Annotated in this window: 17 protein-coding genes; all 17 read right to left on the bottom strand. The window is 47.4% G+C overall.

Annotation, left to right across the window (positions count from 1 at the left end; all coding sequences use genetic code 11):
- Positions 1 to 167: 167 nt before the first annotated feature.
- The 17 genes from NBH03_RS13165 to NBH03_RS13085 all read right to left on the bottom strand — a co-directional run bounded on the left by NBH03_RS13165 (position 168) and on the right by NBH03_RS13085 (position 16108).
- Complete coding sequence (locus NBH03_RS13165) at positions 168 to 977, bottom strand: Rpn family recombination-promoting nuclease/putative transposase (protein ID WP_250799844.1); 810 nt, start codon at positions 975 to 977, stop codon at positions 168 to 170.
- A gap of 272 nt (positions 978 to 1249) precedes the next feature.
- The gene (locus NBH03_RS13160) at positions 1250 to 1585 is read right to left on the bottom strand and encodes a helix-turn-helix domain-containing protein (RefSeq protein WP_015513094.1); all 336 of its coding nucleotides are present in this window, start codon (positions 1583 to 1585) and stop codon (positions 1250 to 1252) included.
- Positions 1586 to 1729: 144 nt separating this feature from the next.
- Positions 1730 to 2179, bottom strand: a complete 450-nt coding sequence (locus NBH03_RS13155; protein WP_015513092.1) for a EutP/PduV family microcompartment system protein — start codon at positions 2177 to 2179, stop codon at positions 1730 to 1732.
- 13 nt (positions 2180 to 2192) lie between these two features.
- Entirely contained in the window at positions 2193 to 2540 is a 348-nt protein-coding gene (locus NBH03_RS13150) for a BMC domain-containing protein (RefSeq protein WP_015513091.1), read from the bottom strand.
- Between the two features lie 331 nt (positions 2541 to 2871).
- Positions 2872 to 3420, bottom strand: coding sequence for a BMC domain-containing protein (locus tag NBH03_RS13145; protein ID WP_015513090.1), 549 nt, complete (start codon positions 3418 to 3420; stop codon positions 2872 to 2874).
- Between the two features lie 4 nt (positions 3421 to 3424).
- Positions 3425 to 4807: a 4Fe-4S dicluster domain-containing protein gene (locus tag NBH03_RS13140; RefSeq protein ID WP_250799843.1), complete on the bottom strand. Its 1383-nt coding sequence runs from the start codon at positions 4805 to 4807 to the stop codon at positions 3425 to 3427.
- A gap of 14 nt (positions 4808 to 4821) precedes the next feature.
- Positions 4822 to 5112, bottom strand: a complete 291-nt coding sequence (locus tag NBH03_RS13135; RefSeq protein ID WP_015513089.1) for a EutN/CcmL family microcompartment protein — start codon at positions 5110 to 5112, stop codon at positions 4822 to 4824.
- Between the two features lie 84 nt (positions 5113 to 5196).
- Positions 5197 to 5874, bottom strand: a complete 678-nt coding sequence (locus tag NBH03_RS13130; RefSeq protein WP_117528890.1) for a hypothetical protein — start codon at positions 5872 to 5874, stop codon at positions 5197 to 5199.
- Positions 5875 to 5957: 83 nt separating this feature from the next.
- A complete protein-coding gene (gene pduL, locus NBH03_RS13125) occupies positions 5958 to 7397 on the bottom strand; it encodes a phosphate propanoyltransferase (protein WP_015513087.1) in 1440 nt (479 codons plus the stop codon).
- Positions 7398 to 7431: 34 nt separating this feature from the next.
- On the bottom strand, positions 7432 to 7728 hold the full coding sequence (gene eutM / locus NBH03_RS13120; RefSeq protein ID WP_015513086.1) for an ethanolamine utilization microcompartment protein EutM: 297 nt from the start codon (positions 7726 to 7728) through the stop codon (positions 7432 to 7434).
- A 193-nt stretch (positions 7729 to 7921) separates the two neighbouring features.
- Complete coding sequence (locus NBH03_RS13115; RefSeq protein WP_117539680.1) at positions 7922 to 9520, bottom strand: acetaldehyde dehydrogenase (acetylating); 1599 nt, start codon at positions 9518 to 9520, stop codon at positions 7922 to 7924.
- 29 nt (positions 9521 to 9549) lie between these two features.
- The gene (gene eutL, locus NBH03_RS13110) at positions 9550 to 10209 is read right to left on the bottom strand and encodes an ethanolamine utilization microcompartment protein EutL (protein ID WP_227082377.1); all 660 of its coding nucleotides are present in this window, start codon (positions 10207 to 10209) and stop codon (positions 9550 to 9552) included.
- A 15-nt stretch (positions 10210 to 10224) separates the two neighbouring features.
- Entirely contained in the window at positions 10225 to 11238 is a 1014-nt protein-coding gene (eutC, locus tag NBH03_RS13105; RefSeq protein WP_215690432.1) for an ethanolamine ammonia-lyase subunit EutC, read from the bottom strand.
- On the bottom strand, positions 11238 to 12617 hold the full coding sequence (locus tag NBH03_RS13100; protein ID WP_117528887.1) for an ethanolamine ammonia-lyase subunit EutB: 1380 nt from the start codon (positions 12615 to 12617) through the stop codon (positions 11238 to 11240). The genes eutC and NBH03_RS13100 overlap by 1 nt, the downstream gene beginning before the upstream one ends.
- Before the next feature lie 18 nt (positions 12618 to 12635).
- Positions 12636 to 14078 carry an ethanolamine ammonia-lyase reactivating factor EutA gene (locus tag NBH03_RS13095; RefSeq protein WP_250799842.1) on the bottom strand — a complete coding sequence of 481 codons (1443 nt, stop codon included), beginning with the start codon at positions 14076 to 14078 and terminating at the stop codon, positions 12636 to 12638.
- Positions 14071 to 14793 (bottom strand): glycerophosphodiester phosphodiesterase, encoded by a 723-nt coding sequence (locus NBH03_RS13090; RefSeq protein WP_117528885.1) that lies wholly within the window; start codon positions 14791 to 14793, stop codon positions 14071 to 14073. Before NBH03_RS13090 ends, NBH03_RS13095 begins: the two co-directional genes overlap by 8 nt.
- Before the next feature lie 307 nt (positions 14794 to 15100).
- Positions 15101 to 16108, bottom strand: coding sequence for an ABC transporter ATP-binding protein (locus NBH03_RS13085; protein ID WP_215690430.1), 1008 nt, complete (start codon positions 16106 to 16108; stop codon positions 15101 to 15103).
- Positions 16109 to 16116: the final 8 nt, after the last annotated feature.

Genomic DNA, 16116 nt, shown 5'->3' with positions numbered 1-16116 from the left:
CTTAATTATAGTGCTTTTATCTTTCGTAAACAGGATTCCTCTTGCCTCATACTTCAAGTAAACTGTTTACTACTTTTTTATACATTTTATTTCACTCTCATTCTATATTTTATCTTATGTCCTCAAGTAATTCTTCTTCATCCATCAGATACTCGCACAGTATCCCTTTACAAGTTAAACTCCTTGAATAGCTGCTCCTGATAATCTCTGTCAGCAGCTGCTTTTGCGATATCTTCATTTCTATTTTGTTTTAACAACAACAAAATCAACTGGCTCATTCGCTCCTGACCTTCCTGTCTGCCTTCCTGTCTGCCTTCTTCTCGCTCATCGCGCATCATCTCTTCTAACAGCATATACTTTCCCTCCCAGTCACGGTTTTGTTTTATGCGTTTTATCTGTTCCTGCAATAATCTTACATAATCATCGTTCGTTTCCGCTTCATCCGTATCCTGACCAACATATTTCAGAAAATTCACCAATTCCACCGGTACTTCCGATGGATTCGTTCCTTGTGTACTCAAGATAATTGTCTGATTACCATCCTTCAATAATTCATTTGTCTCACGAACTACATTGCGGATATTGTACCGATACAAACGACTATCAAATGGTACAAAATCACATATAAAGATGACATATGTATCTGGCAATTGGTCATACGTCTCTCCCGTAAGTAATGCATCCATATCCATCTGCGCATGATAATATCTGCTTCGTTTAGCTAATGCGGTTTCTGTCTTCACCTGCATCTCAACATTAAATCGGCGTTTTGTTCCAGCTTCTTCTGCCATGACATCTAATCTCACACCATGATACTCCGGATGATAACTGATGGTCTTCTCAGCCACAACATTTACTTCCAGAATTTTCATTTCCAGTACCAATTCTAGCAGGTGGCGGCACTGCTCTGCATCCGACATCACTGCCGCAAACATAAAGGCATCTTTAATCGTTAAGTCTTGTAGTCTTTTTCTCATCTATTTCCTCCCACATAAACTTGCAAGAGGAATCCTATAACTCTATTATACTCTCCACGCCGACACGAAACAATAGAAATAATTGGCAAAGGCGCATTATTACTTCCTTTACAAATTCCACTTCCAGCATTTAAAAACACAAAAGACTGCTACTTTATCAAATTCTCATGATACATATATAAATGAATCCTGTTTTTCAATAAAGTAGCAGTCTTTTCATCTGTGTTGTTCAATTATTTCTACATTACGCCACTAAAATGTTCATGGCTTACTTATTTTTTATGCTGCTCAATCATATACTGCGTCATCGCTTCCACAAAACGAACTTCTTCATCTGTACACAACTTCAGATTATCTGTAATGTTCTTTGGTATATCATTGGCTTTCATTGAACCAAGCAATAAATAATCCGGTGTCACATCCAATACATCACATATCCTGATAAAAGATTCAAGACCGGGACGTTCAATTCCTCTCTCGATGGATGAAATATGATTGTTGGATATATCTATCCGTTCCGCCAACTCCATCTGTTTCATTCCCAGGCTTACCCTTCTCGCCTTGATTCTTTTTCCCATTTCTACAAATCGTTCATTCTCATTCTTCATTCGAATCACCTCTGCATTCATCATAACAAATTTCGACAGTTACGTTTACAATGCTATACAGAAGTGTTCTGTTATACATCGGTTTTGTAATATATTTTTTCTTTTTTACATTATTTTCCATTTAATGCATGATTTTCTTTTTTATCATGCTTCCGCTACAGCCTCTTTCTCCTCCAGAAAAGCCACCAGTTCTTCCATACCTTCACCCGTCATCGGGCTGACTTTGAAAATCGGATCCGCTCCGGCCAACTGAAGCAATTCAACTGCATCCGCAATTTGTTTTGGTGTCGCGATGTCGATTTTTGTCACAACCCCGGCTACAGGCAATGTAAAAGCGCTGGATTGTCCCGGTGAGAAAAAGAACTGATCTCTGCTGGCGTCCTGCACAAAAACAACTTGATCTGTCTCTGTAGCTGTTACCATCAGCGACCGCAGATAACCGCGATTCTCAAGATATTCCCCCGGCGTATCAATGGTCGTGTTATAGACCTCCAGCGCCTGTGTCTTTTTGTATTTGATTTCCATGTGGTTCAGATACTGGCAAATCGTCGTTTTGCCGCAGGCCACATTGCCGATTAAAATAATTTTCTTCATATCCTCACCTGATTTACGACTTCGTAATCACTGTCGGCGCAAAATGCAGTGTATTCTCAAGAACATTTAATACATCTTTCACCGCTGCCTCCACATCAGCCACCGTTCCGTTGATAATCAGAGAACCGTTGAAACGGTCCACAAATACAACCTCCACATTGGCAGCCTTCATCGCCACATCGGCACCGATAATCGCACCTTCACTGGGTGTGATCGTCATAATGCCAAGCGCTCCGGTATAATCACCGATAACACCCAGCTTCTTATATAAACTGCTGTCAGGATTCGCAATCACATGCGCCAAAGTCACCTGTTTACCAGGCACAAACTCCTGAATAATTCTTTGTTTTTCCTGTTCCATTTTATACCTCTTTCGGACGTTGTGAGCAATAAATCTCGTATGTATTACAAATTGTAACATCCAAAACTGCTATCCGCAGACCACAACTCATTCTACCAACAGATTCTCTTTTATAAGAGTGTATTCGCCGCTCAATACACCTGGATACACGGCTTATGGCACATATACTTTCTGTACATATTCTGCACTGTGGAGATGAGACCCAAATCGTGGAAGTCTTTGCTGAACACGATTTTGTTCGGGGCTCATCGGAACGTCCTTGTGCAGTGATGTACAAAAAGTATATGATGCCATAAGCTGTGTTCTCAGCCTCCTGAGCGGCCATGGTCCCCTATAAAAGCGAATCGAAAATTTCTTTGCGTGGGTTTGGAATCACCACGTGTGATACTTCCATTCCTTCTGCGTTCTCCGTATGAATACCGCATTCGATGGCTTCTCGAACTGCCGCGACTTCTCCCGTCAGTACGACGAAGGATTTCCCGCCGATACCTGTTCCCAACCGGACATCGATTAAGTCCACATCAGCTGCTTTGACTGCCGCATCTGCCGCATAAACAGAAGCTGTCACGCTGAAAAATTCCATAACGCCGATAGCTCCCGGCGTTCCCGGTTCTGCTGCCAGATTAATGGCTTTGATGACCTGGGGATGTACCCTCGGAATGACACAGCTGTCTACAGTATGATTACCGCCGATAGCCGCACCTGCATCCAGTGATGCTTTGACTGCTGCCACTTCCCCGGTAAAAAGAATGTAGTATTTACCCGGGCATCCGGCTTTGGCAAAAATCAAATCTACCTCAGCTGTTTTCAAAATGAGGTCGGCAGCTTCTACGCCTTTAGCGATACTATTCAATTCCAAAAATCCTATTGTTTCTAACATCTGCCTACACCTCTGTTATTGTAATGGCATTTCCCGTTAAATGCGCAGTTCCTGAAATACTGGCATGGAGATTTGCACCTAATTTGCCCTCCGGACAGGCTGCAATGAGCTGCCCTTTTTCAACATGTGCACCATCTGAAATCACAGGTTCAGCCGGTACACCGATGTTCATCTTCAACGGAAGTACAACTTTTGAAGCCGTTCCTTCCTTATATGTATGTCCATCAATATGATAATAATCACCAACACCGGCTCTGGCCGCAATCCGCTTCGTCGGCACCTTACGGTATGGCCGGTTAGCATCTGCCTCCCAGGTATCGCCCTCTCTGCTGTAGCGGATCCCTGCCTGCGCCAGCTCACCTTTGATCAGACTGTTGACCACTCTCGGCTGAAGCCCCATCGGACAGGCATAAACTTCACAGACACCACACTCACTGCAGATGGCTGCCTGCCGGATATCCTTGTCCTCCAGAAGTTCCGGCAAAATCCAGTGGTCTTTTGTCGTCTCATTATTATCCTGATGCGGCATGTTCATAGCCATTTTCCGCATAATGCGGTGCGGCTGCAGCGGATGTCCCAACATATGTCTCGGACAGAGCTGCGTACAGAATGTGCACTGAATGCAGGCAGCTTTCGCCCGGTTCAGCATATGATTCAGCTGTGTTTTCCTGCGTCGGTCAATAGCGCCATCCTCCGGAAGAACCAGAATGCCGGAAGTTGTCTTTGTCACAGACGCATTCATGGCTGCTTCCCAGGACATCGGTGCCCCCATCATCGGACCGCCGGAAACAACCATCACTTTGTCCGATGTCGTTCCGCCTGCCATCTCAATACACTGGGCAAAGGAAGTTCCCACCGGCACTTTCAGAACCGACGGCTCCCTGACTTCTCCTGTCACAGTAAGATATTTCTCCGTAAAAGGTATACCACTCACTGCATCAGCTACGGCAATAATAGTTGCCACGTTATCAACAATAGCACCCACATCCAGCGGAATTCCTGCAGGAGGAACCACCTTGCCAGTTACTTCATAAACAACCACCTGCTCATCACCCGCCGGATAAAAACTATCCATCAAATGCAGCTGCACCTTCGAATGCAGCTTCTCAATAGCTGCTGTCAGTGCTTCGATTTCTTTGGTATATGTCTTTTTCAAGGCAATCCTGCCTTCAGGTATCGACAATTCACGACAGATCAGGTCCACTCCTGACACCAGCTTCTCAGCCTCATGAATCATCAGATATCGGTCTGTTCTCAGTAGCGGTTCACATTCCGCTCCATTGATAATCAGGATTTCCGGTGATGCCTTCAGTTTCACATGGGTTGGAAAACCTGCACCGCCGCATCCCACAACGCCGCTGTCAAATATTTGTTTTATCAGATCCACTTATGCATGCACCTCTATTCACTGCCCCTGGCAGCTTCCCGATTCACTTCAACAGTATCGATAATGGCCACAATCGCAGCATCCACCGGCACTGTATCTCTTCCAAAAGCCTTTCGTGCCGTACTGCCGCTGACAGTCAGCACCTGTTCTCCGATACCGGCACCGACTACATCTGCAGCCACAAAAGTATTGCCTTTCTTTCTTCCGGTACCGTCGATTTCCTGTACGACCATCAGTTTCAGGCCCTCTAAGCCCTCTTCCTTCTTCGTCGCCCATACATGACCGACAACTTTACATATCAGCATTCCGTGCTCCCCTTTTCAAACGGTGCAGCTGCTCAGGCTGCACCCTGTCTAAAAATCAATACTTCTAAAACAATCCTGTTCAGACTACTTTCTAATAACTTCAATACCTTTCTGCTTAAACAAATCCCAGGCAGACGGTGTAACGATGGCATTGGCTGCCAGACAGATTGCCGTATTCCCGCCGTCAATTAAAGAACGGGCAACATCCTCTGTAATCAGACGATCTGTTGTCGTATGGCCGGTGCCCTTTGGTACTTCGATCGGCGGTGCCTGATACTTCGGAGGCTTCGCCGGTATTGGAGATACTCCAACTTTGCATTCTTTCAACAGCTTAATGCCAAAGGACTGCAACATCCGCGCATTATTCTCAATGACTTCATACAGACGGCTACTACTCTTTCCTGCATATTTCCTATGTGGAAAAGCCGCTTCTGCCATGCACACATCTAAACCATTCAGAAGTCCACGGATCACTGCACAAGCCTCCGGCGAACCGTCTCTCCCCTGAGCAATATCGGACATCTGCACCAATGTCAGGCTGGTGATCAGGATCTTCTGATAACGATGAATATTCTTGTTCTGAATATAGTCGTCAATCAGGAAAATCTGGTACTTCTCAGCCATATCCGCAGGCACTGCCTGCAGATCACCAATCACCAGAAGCTTGTCCAGCCCTTCCGTGCATGCCGAAGCATTCGACCGCTGTGCCATCAATTCCTGCATGACAGCCTCCACAATCTGCTTCATTAACTTTTCATCCATTTTCTCAAAAACCTCCCCTAAAGCGGGTGTTTCATCTATAGATATCCAAAGACATTCTCCTGAAACAACGCCTCTGAATTTTCCTAATTCTTCTTGATAATATAGCCCATGTCACCCTTCTTGTAGGAGCAGGCATTGGCTTCATCATAATCCATATGCATCGCCAACGAGAATTTCTCACTGACACGGATAATCACATCATCAATCGTCACCGGACGCTCTGTCTCCAATCGTACAGCCACACTGTCCCCATCTTCAACACCGTATAATCTGGCATCCTCCGGTGTCATATGAATATGTGCCTTGGATGCAATGACGGAACCCACAGCATTGTAAATACCCTTCGGTCCCACAAGTATCACGTCTGCGGCCCCCTTTAGATCACCGGAAAGATTCACAGGTATCGTGATACCGAGGATTCTGGCATCTGTCAGAGACATCTCCACCTGAACAGCACCTCTCGGCGGTCCCAGAACAACCACGTTGTCAATCTCACCCTTGGCTGTCACCAGACGGACACGTTCTTCGGATGCATACTGTCCCGGCTGGCTGAGGGGACTCTTCTCATGCAGATTCTCCCCGAAAAGCACATCAATCGCCTGCTGCGTCAGATGCACATGGCGCCCGGATGCTTCCACAAGAAATCCCGGAAGATCTTTCATCTCTGACGGCTCCTGCTGACCGGGCCACCTGCCCGTCAGCTGCCTGCAGAACAGAATATAAATGACACTGCTGAGCCGATTCATGGCTTCCACAATATCCGGCCGTGTACATGTATCCCCGGACTGGAAAGCTCTGGCCGCCGCCAATTCTGTCTCTCTGACAAAAGTTCTAAGCTCATTCAGGCCGATACATATCCGACCCATTCTGTATTCCGGCATCGGATGCGGAATACCATAAATCTCCTTGATATGATGGGACTCATAACGCAGTCCCGCACTGTCCAAACCAAGCAGATGGATCTCTCCGAGTTCCTTGTCCAAAACTTCTGCGCTGAGAATCTGGCGTACATATGCCAGCACTTCATCCAGTGCATCTGTCAGTCGATGCAATCCATTCTCAGAAGCCACCACCTGCAAAGACATAATCTTCGCTTCCAGGCTGTCCAGCATCCCGCGAAAAGCAATTTGCGGATGGGTCTTCGGTACAAGAACATTGCCATGAAGATGGGTCATATTCTCAGGCTTCACGCTGAGAACTTCTCCTGTCTCTCCATTGACATACTGCGGTTTGTGGTCGGCTCCCTGCGGAACAGCCGCCATGGGCATGGCCTTATACGGTTCACCAACAGATTCCGCCGCATCCGGCAGCTGATTCACTGCCTTAACTGATTCCGGTACAGAGGAAACTTCAACTTCCGGCTGTCCTTCCAACGCTGAATCTTCATATATAAGCGTGATTCCGTGTTCTCTGATAAAATCTCTCGCTGCAGGCGTCAGCATCGTATCCTTTGATACATGGTACGCTTTCTCATGGCTGCGGAACCAGTGGGCCCGCAGCGCAATATCTGTTAAAATCTCCATCTATGCTCACCTGCTGTCAGGCCAAAAGCCTGTCCTATCTGTCAGAAGTTGTCAGTGTCGGCAGAATGTATTCGATCTCTTCGTGTGGTCTTGGGATGACATGTACAGAAACAAGTTCACCGACACGGGAAGCTGCTGCTGCACCTGCATCTGTTGCTGCCTTAACAGCACCTACATCGCCTCTTACCATAACAGTTACAAGACCGCCGCCAACATGTACCTTGCCGATTAAGTTGACATTCGCTGCTTTAACCATTGCATCTGCTGCTTCAATAGAACCTACAAGACCTTTTGTTTCAATCATACCTAATGCTAATAATCTGTCTGCCATAATATTTACCTCCGTAATTCTGCGGGAAAATCCCGAATTTAATTGTTTTCATTATATCATGATTCGCACCTTTGGTGCTTGACGCTGCGTACGCAGCTATCATGATCGCCATTCGCCGTTCGCGATGAGCAAGCATTGCTTGCTCCCGCTCACTAACGCTCATTATATCATGATTCGCACCTTTGGTGCCGTTTTAATTTAATGCGCCCAGTTTCTGAAGTACTGCCTTTGTAATTCTGGCAATATCGTCTTCCGTAATCTCCGGACTGCCGCAAGCCGCTCCATTATTGGAATTACCGCAGGCTGCTCCGGCATTAGAACCACTGCCAAATACAGAACTCTGTCCACAGCTGCCTCCTGCATGACTGCCTGAACCAAAAGTACTCTGTGGTGCAGCAGATACGCCTGTCATCTGCTCCTGCTGTTTTCTCAGATCTTCCAGTTCACAAAGTCCCCATGCCACCCGGCGTCTGTTGATCAGATTCAGCGGGCTGACATTATCTGAGGTGGCACTGCCGCCGACAGAACCGCAGCCCAGCGTTAATGCCGGCTGAAGACCGGTTGTTGCACCGACACCGCCAAGAGCTCCCGGTGTATTCACAAGCAGTCTGGACACCGGTTTCTGAAGGGCAAATTCACGGATAACATCTGCATCTTCACTGTGAATGGTCATTGTATGACCGGCACCTTCGTTATTTAAAATTTCAATGGAACGACGGCAGGCTTCTTCCCATCCGTCCTCCACATAAAACGCCAGAATCGGACAAAGTTTTTCTCTGGAATAAGGATTGTCCTTACCCACGGTTCTCTGTCTTGAAACCAGTACTCTTGTACCGGCAGGAATACGGATGCCCGCCATATCTGCCAGTGTCTGCGCACTCTTTCCGACAATCTTCGGATTCATGGTGCCATTAGCTCTGAGGATAAATTTAGACAATTTCTCAGATTCTTCCGGTGTCATAAAGTAACCGCCCTGACGGCTGACTTCATCCACCACCTTCTGCTCAATGCAGCGCTCCGTAATAATACTCTGCTCTGATGCACAGATCGTACCATTATCAAATGTCTTGCTGTCCATAATACGCTTGACAGCCACAGGGATATTCGCTGACTTTTCAATAAAAGCAGGACCGTTGCCCGGGCCAACGCCAAGGGCCGGATTACCTGAACTGTAAGCTGCACGCACCATGGCTTCGCCGCCTGTTGCCAGAATAATACCAATATTTCTGTTCTTCAGGAGTGCATCTGTGGCTTCCATGGTCGGCAATGTGATGCACTGCACAATACCCTCCGGCGCACCGGCTTTTCTGGCTGCTTCACAAATGACCTTTGCAGTCTCAATAATACAATTCTTGGCATTCGGATGCGGACTGATGACAATGGCATTGCCCGCTTTGATTGAAATAATCGACTTGTACATCGTTGTGGATGTCGGATTCGTGGATGGGATCAATGCTGCCACAACTCCCATCGGTACGCCGACTTCCATCAGCCCATTCTGCCTGTCATCTTTGATGATACCCACAGTTTTCATGTCCTTGACACTATCCCATGTAATCGCCGAACCAAGCAGATTTTTCAATACCTTATCCTGCCATATACCAAATCCGGTTTCCTCCACGGCCATCTTCGCCAGACGCTCCGACTGAGCCGCACAGGCATCAGCAATCGCTTTTGCAATCCCATCCACCTGCTGCTGTGACATCTTTGCCAGCTCTTTCTGAGCTACAACTGCCTTCGCAACAAGCCATCTCACTTCCTGAATCGATTGGAGGTCCTTATCAAAATCCACTCTGTTTCACCTTCTTTTCCAAAAGTCTCTTAATCTATGTTTTCAACAGGATGCTCTGCAATCCTGCATATGGTTTCACGAAATGCTTCACAGGCCGCCCGACACGCTGCCTGATCACCTGTCAGCAGCCCTCCGGCAAAGTTGGTCTCTGTAGGTGGCCCATAGAACAGGTTCATTTCCACATCTGCCGCTTTCAATGCCGCATCCAGTCCCGTCACCGCTTCCAACGGCGGTGCGATCAGATAAGCCATTGCCGTTCCTTCCGGCACACCGGCCATCTCCGACAGATAACTGCCGGTCCTTGATATGCACTGGGCAAAATAAACAATACTGTCATCATTATTGGCACTGTAAAAACAGGCATCATTTTCTATGTAACTGACGGCTGCCGCCAGCCCGCTTTTCACATCCTCCGGATTCTCACCGGACAGAATACCGATAAACTCACCGGCAAGAGCCGTACTGGCATTGGATGAACCGGCGTACATGCTCCTTGCATAGGCCACCGACACGTCTGCCTTCTTGGTCGCTTCATCAAGAGCCGCATAGGAAACATCATCACAGTCCGTTGTGATCAGGCCAAGACTTCTATGCCCTTCCTGCACCTGCATCGCCTTCAGCAGAAATCTGTCAGCATTGGGAATCAGCCTGATACTCAGCACCTTTGTCCTGATCGGATCATTTTTCATATGTATTCCCCCTGCCTAATTCTGTAACTCAACGCCGCTGGCCTTCTTATCCAGAATCTTCTGAATAAGATCCGTCAGATAAGCACCGGCCTCTACAGCCGTGATACCGTCTTTATGGATATTGGAAACAACGGTTCTGCGTGCCTCCGGCATACCGATCTTCGCATTGTAGGCCAGATACGCACTCATACTCTCCGCCGTTCCAAGTCCCGGACGCTCACCCACGAAAATGCAGACTACCTTTGCCCCCACAAGCTCTGCAATCTCATCCTCCACAGCCACACGACCATAACGGACAAAAAATGGTGTTCCAACTCTCAATCCTGCAGCAGAAAGACCATCCATTAGCACCGGCAGCACATTTTCAATGTTGGCATTAATAGCGGTGGAACTTAGGCCATCTGCCACAATCAGCTGCACATCCGGTCCTTCGATACACTGGTCTTTGACTTTCTGAACCCCATCTTCACTGAGTCTTCGTCCCAGATCCGGCCGGGTCAGGAATTCATTCTTGTCCTGACAGCGGGTCTGGACACTGAAAAGTTTCAGATTGTCAATAACATCCTGATGCACATCCAGCATAACCGCATCCCTTGCTCTGGCATGATCTGCCCTGAGAGTCAGCAACGTCTGGGTCTTCAGCCTTGGTCCAGCACAGCCAACACCGATGCGGGCTGTTGTCAGACGCATCATCCTTTCCAACGCCTCCGGGTCCTGAGGCTGATCGATCAGTGGACGTTTCTTCACTTCACGGGAAGTAATATCTTCCTCGATATCCACATCATGAACTGGCTCTTCTGGATGATATCCACCGGCATTCGATGTTTGTCCACCAGATGATGTTTGTCTATCACCGGAAGCAACATTTTTCACCAGCTGTTCAATCTGTCCCAAATTCACTGATTGCATGCTGTTCTGATTATTTCCTGAAGCAGAGCGATTCTGTCCGCCCCCGGCCGCTTTCTCAGCCACAACCTGTGAAACAACTTCACGGATAATCCGTTCAATCAACGCTTCATCTATATTCATCAGATACCGCCTCCCCTCTTTGTAAATAAAGTCGGGTCGCCGGCATATTTTGTCAGCTTGCCATTTTCACTAATACCCATCTTTTCCAGCCACTGGTCAAATTCTTTAATCGGACGAAGCCCTAGAATCTCACGAATAGTAGACACATCGTGGTAGGCATTCGTCTGATAATTCAGCATGACATCATCGCTGGTAGGCACACCGAGAATATAATTAACCCCGGCCGATGCCAGCAACATGGACAAATTCTCAATATCATTCTGATCAGCCTGCATATGATTGGTGTAACAGCAGTCACATCCCATCGGAATACCTGTCAGTTTTCCCATAAAATGGTCTTCCAGTCCGGCACGGATCACCTGACGGCTGTCATAAAGATATTCCGGCCCGATAAAACCAACGACAGTATTAACCATAAAGGGATGATACGCTCTGGCAAAGCCATAGCATCTGGCCTCCATCGTTACCTGATCGGCGCCATAATGGGCATCCGATGACAATTCTGAGCCCTGTCCTGTCTCAAAATACATTACATCCGGCCCTTCTCCGGTACCTTTTTCCTTCAGAAGTGCCATGGCTTCTTCCACCGTCTCAGCACTAAAACCAAAAGCTCTATTGCCTTTTTCACTTCCGGCAATAGACTGGAAGATCATATCCGCCGGAGCACCGTTTTTGACGGCTTCAATCTGAGTTGTAATATGTCCCAGCACACAGATCTGTGTCGGAATCTCAAAACGGTTCTTCACTTCATCAAAACGCTTCAGCACCTCTGAAAGACTGGAAACCGTATCATTGACCGGATTCAGACCAATCAGTGCATCCCCGCAGCCGTAACTGAGGCCTTCAAATAATGATGCCGTGATACCCTCCACATTGTCCGTGGAATGATTTGGCTGAAGTCGTGTCGCCAATGTACCCCGAAGACCGATAGTGGTATTGCAGTGAGCCGGCACACGCACTTTACTGGCCCCATACACCAGATCCATATTGGTCATCAGCTTGCAGACCGCCGCCACCATCTCACTGGTAAGACCTTTGCTCAACAGATGAATGTCGTCTTCCGTAGTCTCATGGCTGAGGATATATTCTCTCAGCTCAGCCACCGTCCAGTTTTTGATGCGCTGATAAACTGTCTCATCAATTCCATCCTGATTAATCCTGGTTACTTCGTCCTCTTCATAGGGAACAACCGGATGATTGCGCAAATCTGATAAAAGCAGCTGACTGAGCACTTCCTTCGCCGCAATTCTCTCCAAATCCGAGGATGCCGCTACACCGGCCAGCACATCGCCGGATTTCAGCTCATTGGCCTTTGCCAGAACCTCTTTCAGGGAACGAAAAATAAATGCCTGCCCCGAAAGCACTGTTGCCAATTTCACTCCATCACCCTCTTTCTTTTATCCAAAAATTAATGTTTTCACTACCACAGGAATGACCATGCCGTTCATCATCGGCTTTCCCATATCCACATATTCACCGTCTTCCACATGAATACTGTCAATGGCCACCACCTGACGCTTCAAATCCGGCTGCTGCCGGATCATCTGCCCCATGGCCTTGGCAATATCACTCTCTATCACCAGAAGAATCGGTTCCCCCGGCGGCTGCACCCTGTCCATAATCTGCCGAATCGATGCTGCGGCCCGCTTCATTTCCATATATCCCGGGTTTCTCTTGCCAGGCATCGCCAAAATAAAGTGTTCCTCATCATTCTGTCCCAATACCCACTGGATCCGCCGGATAACAGGTTCTGTCTCACCGGCAAAGCAGGCTTCCTGCAATTCTTCATCCAGCTTGATCACCGGAATATTTTTCAATGGAAAAATATCATCGGAATAAGTAATGGTACTTCCTGAAATCGTCGTTGTATATGTCCCGGCACCCACAACCGTGGCACGAATGGTCTCTCCTGGCTCCATTTTTTGAAAATCCGTAAATAAACGACTTTCCCGAATGGCTCTGCCCAGCAGAACGCCGATATCACCATAAGCCCATGTATCCGCAGACTCATGGTAAATCAGATCCGCCACACCGCCGGAAAAGAATACCGCCTGTACTTTCTCCGGCACCGGAAAATCACTGCTTCCCGGGGTTTTAATTTGCCTTAAAATTGCATCAATATCTTTGGTGCCAACTCCCAGATACGCATTCAGCGCCGCTGCCATCTGCCGCGTCACTGCCGTCAATTTCAACTCATCGCATCTGTCTCCTACAGAAACGGACACGCCTGTCGCCTGCGCCATCACCGCTGCCGCCGGACTGACTTTCGTAATGATGCCCTGTGGGTTCATACAGATTAACCGGCCACCGATATCCAGACAGCCTCTGGCCAGGGTCTCTCCGTCCTCGAAGAGAACCACGTTGGTGGTGCCGCCGCCGATATCCAGATTGGCTACCCGGCAATGATGGTCCATACTGTACTGCCAGGCTCCGCTGCCTTTTCCTGCAATCAGGGATTCCATATCCGGCCCTGCTGCCGAAACAACAAAATCTCCGGCAAAATCCGACAGACTTTTCAGCACCGCATCGGAATTCTCCTTCCTTGCAGACTCGCCGGTGATAATCACTGCACCGCTGTCCGTATCCTCCGGCCTGTAACCGGCCTTACGGAATTCGGCAGCCACAATGTCCCGAAGGGCATCCGTATCGATCAGCACATCTGTCTTCAAAGGGGTCATATAGACTTCACTCTTATAGACCACTTCTTTGTCCACAATAGCCACTCTGGGAACTGAAAAATATCCCCCCGCATTGTCCATCTGCAGTTTGCTGAAAACCACCTGGGTAGTGGAAGTACCTACATCGATACCAACACTCAGAATTGCTGTTTTATCAGCCATTGTTTCTGATCTTGTTCACAAGGTCCGGATAGTTGCCAATGACGGAATCTACACCGACTCTGAACATCTCCCTGATATCTTCTTCTTCATTCACTGTCCATGTATTGATCTCCAGTCCGTGAGATTTCACCTCAGCCACATTCTCCGGCGTCATGTTCTTGAAGAACGGATGGAAGCATTCCACACCTGTTGAAGCCACGTAAGCTCCCGCATTGATCAGCCAGGATTCCTCCAGCATACCGCATTTGATAGCCGGGTCAATGGCTTTCATACGAAGGACTGAATAATGATTGAAGGAAGAAATAATAATGCGGTCCACCATATCGAATTCTCTGAGCATGTCATAGACTTTCTGCTCAATACCCGTATACTCAAAGACACCGGTTTTCAACTCAATATTCGTGATAATATCCGTATCCTTCACCAGCTCCAGATACTCTCTCAGTGTCGGCACTTTCTGTGGTCCATACTCCTTGAAAATATAAGAAGCATCCAACTGGGCCAGCTCTTCATAAGTCTTATCCTTGATATAGCCCTTGCCATTCGTTGTACGATCTACCAGTTCATCATGCATGACAACCAGAACGCCGTCCTTGGTCAGATGGACATCATTCTCAATACCGTCCACTCCTTCTTCAATGGCTTTGCTGAAAGCCAGAAGTGTATTCTCAGGGTACTTACCGCTGAAACCGCGGTGCGCAAAATTTTTAGTCATATTTATCATCTCCTGCTTTCCATTTTACCATATTTCAGCACTGAATGCAGTTATCTGCGCGATAAATTGCTTACACTTACATAAATACGGCTGCCGTGAAAACATTCTCCACAGTCCAACATAAAAAGCGCAGCGAAACAGGCAGCCCCTATCGGCCGTCTATCCCGCTGCTCTTCTTCTCCCACGCGCTGTCTATGTAATTGTATTGCTGCATTCTTCTCCTCCATCTGCAGCCGTCTGGTATTCTCATAGCTGCAATGCCAAAATCTGTTTTGAGTGCTTTGCAATAAGGATTTCAAATTCAATTCTAAAGGAAAATACAGTCATCCTGCTTCAATGTCAGATAAACATCTGTACCATTCGGAATGATAGTTGCTTTCTTAAACAGAACATCCACATCAATCTGATGGTCACCGCACATAACGGCATAACGCAGAACATTGCCATGAGGCAGACTGACAACAACATGTCCCTTGATTGTCGCGCAGCCTTCTCTCTCAACAGGTTTTGTGCTGATATCAATGACTTCCGGACGGAATGCTACGTCTGTACCTTCACCGTCAACGCCTGTCATCTTCTTGAATGCATCAACCGGCACCATGTTGTAATGACCGATGAATGTTGCTGCAAACTTGGAAACAGGTTCTGTATACATCTCTGTCGGTGTAGCGGACTGTTCAATCTTGCCGTTGTACATCAGATGGATCACATCGGACATAACCATGGCTTCATCCTGGTCATGGGTAACAAAGATAGCTGTCATATTCAGTTCCTGCTGAATACGTCTGATCTCAACCTGCAGGGAATGCCTCAAAAGGGCATCAATGGCTGATAACGGTTCATCCAGAAGGAGTACCTTCGGGTTCGTCACCATAGCTCTTGCAAGGGCTGCTCTCTGCTGCTGACCGCCGGACAGCTCTGATGGATAATGATGCAGATGATCCGATAAGCCCACGATATCTACCATCTCTTTGACACGTTTATCAATCTCTGCATTCGGCACTTTCTTCATCTTCAGACCAAATGCCACATTCTGTGCGACATCCATATTCGGGAATAAGCTGTACTGCTGGAAAACCATACCGATATCTCTGTCCTTCGGATTAACATCGGTGATATCCTTGTCATCCAGATAAACCTTACCGGATGTCACTGTCTCAAGACCGGACAGACATCGAAGCAATGTACTCTTACCACATCCGGACGGGCCAAGCAGCGTCACCAGCTGTCCCTTTTCAACCTCAAGATTGATATCTTTTAATACGGTATTACTGCCAAAACTCTTGACAATATTTTCAAAACGAATATATGACATGTTTCCTC

Origin of the sequence: Coprococcus intestinalis (assembly GCF_023656595.1) — a bacterium.
Taxonomy (GTDB): domain Bacteria; phylum Bacillota; class Clostridia; order Lachnospirales; family Lachnospiraceae; genus Coprococcus_A; species Coprococcus_A intestinihominis.
Note: the sequence above shows the minus strand (reverse complement) of the source record. Positions and strands in the feature narration are given on the sequence as shown.

Coding starts and splice junctions, on each gene's coding strand:
- NBH03_RS13155 (WP_015513092.1), bottom strand. CDS start 2,179: ATGAAGAAAATTATTTTAATCGGCAATGTGGCCTGCGGCAAAACGACG.
- pduL (WP_015513087.1), bottom strand. CDS start 7,397: ATGGAGATTTTAACAGATATTGCGCTGCGGGCCCACTGGTTCCGCAGC.
- NBH03_RS13090 (WP_117528885.1), bottom strand. CDS start 14,793: ATGACTAAAAATTTTGCGCACCGCGGTTTCAGCGGTAAGTACCCTGAG.
- eutL (WP_227082377.1), bottom strand. CDS start 10,209: ATGAAAAATGATCCGATCAGGACAAAGGTGCTGAGTATCAGGCTGATT.
- NBH03_RS13145 (WP_015513090.1), bottom strand. CDS start 3,420: ATGTTAGAAACAATAGGATTTTTGGAATTGAATAGTATCGCTAAAGGC.
- NBH03_RS13130 (WP_117528890.1), bottom strand. CDS start 5,874: ATGGATGAAAAGTTAATGAAGCAGATTGTGGAGGCTGTCATGCAGGAA.
- NBH03_RS13150 (WP_015513091.1), bottom strand. CDS start 2,540: ATGGAACAGGAAAAACAAAGAATTATTCAGGAGTTTGTGCCTGGTAAA.
- eutC (WP_215690432.1), bottom strand. CDS start 11,238: ATGAATATAGATGAAGCGTTGATTGAACGGATTATCCGTGAAGTTGTT.
- NBH03_RS13165 (WP_250799844.1), bottom strand. CDS start 977: ATGAGAAAAAGACTACAAGACTTAACGATTAAAGATGCCTTTATGTTT.
- NBH03_RS13135 (WP_015513089.1), bottom strand. CDS start 5,112: ATGCTGATATGTAAAGTTGTCGGTCATGTATGGGCGACGAAGAAGGAA.
- NBH03_RS13095 (WP_250799842.1), bottom strand. CDS start 14,078: ATGGCTGATAAAACAGCAATTCTGAGTGTTGGTATCGATGTAGGTACT.
- eutM (WP_015513086.1), bottom strand. CDS start 7,728: ATGGCAGACAGATTATTAGCATTAGGTATGATTGAAACAAAAGGTCTT.
- NBH03_RS13085 (WP_215690430.1), bottom strand. CDS start 16,108: ATGTCATATATTCGTTTTGAAAATATTGTCAAGAGTTTTGGCAGTAAT.
- NBH03_RS13160 (WP_015513094.1), bottom strand. CDS start 1,585: ATGAAGAATGAGAATGAACGATTTGTAGAAATGGGAAAAAGAATCAAG.